At 47.0% G+C, this 623-nt stretch carries 5 tRNA genes; all 5 read right to left on the bottom strand.

Annotated features, from left to right (window positions below):
- Window positions 1-100: 100 nt before the first annotated feature.
- A tRNA-Gly gene (locus FOT98_RS29470) sits at window positions 101-171 on the bottom strand.
- 1 nt (window position 172) lies between these two features.
- Window positions 173-249: transfer RNA gene (locus tag FOT98_RS29465), tRNA-Pro, on the bottom strand.
- Between the two features lie 3 nt (window positions 250-252).
- Window positions 253-329, bottom strand: a tRNA-Arg gene (locus FOT98_RS29460).
- Window positions 330-427: 98 nt separating this feature from the next.
- Window positions 428-510 (bottom strand) — tRNA-Leu (locus FOT98_RS29455).
- Between the two features lie 16 nt (window positions 511-526).
- A tRNA-Lys gene (locus FOT98_RS29450) sits at window positions 527-599 on the bottom strand.
- Between the last annotated feature and the right edge of the window lie 24 nt (window positions 600-623).

The raw sequence follows: 623 nt of genomic DNA, 5'->3' as shown, positions 1-623 counted from the left end.
GCCAGGATCAAACTCTCCAATAAAGTTAGTTTGTCTAGCATCTAAAAATAAAAATTGACGTTTCACGTTGTTTGTTTCGTTCAGTTTTCAAAGAACTAAAAGCGGGTGAAGAGAATCGAACTCTCGACCAGAGCTTGGAAGGCTCTTGTTTTACCACTAAACTACACCCGCGTGGTCGGGAAGACAGGATTTGAACCTGCGACCCCCTGGTCCCAAACCAGGTGCTCTACCAAGCTGAGCCACTTCCCGTTATGGCGCGCCCGAGAGGAGTCGAACCCCTAACCTCTTGATCCGTAGTCAAACGCTCTATCCAATTGAGCTACGGGCGCTTATTCATGATGTTTTTTCGTCGTTGTATTTTGGCGACTCAATTATCTTATCATACTACATTTTCAAATGCAAGTACTTTTTTAAAAAAGATTTTTGATGCGGCCGAGAGGACTTGAACCTCCACGGGGTTTCCCCCACTAGGCCCTCAACCTAGCGCGTCTGCCGTTCCGCCACGACCGCGCGGAAAAAACAAAAGTGAGCCATGAAGGATTCGAACCTTCGACCCTCTGATTAAAAGTCAGATGCTCTACCAACTGAGCTAATGGCTCGTAAATGGCTGGGCTAGCTGGATT

This window comes from Bacillus sp. HY001, from assembly GCF_007558965.1.
Lineage (GTDB): Bacteria > Bacillota > Bacilli > Bacillales > Bacillaceae_G > Bacillus_A > Bacillus_A mobilis.
This window is presented reverse-complemented; position numbering and strand designations above follow the sequence as displayed.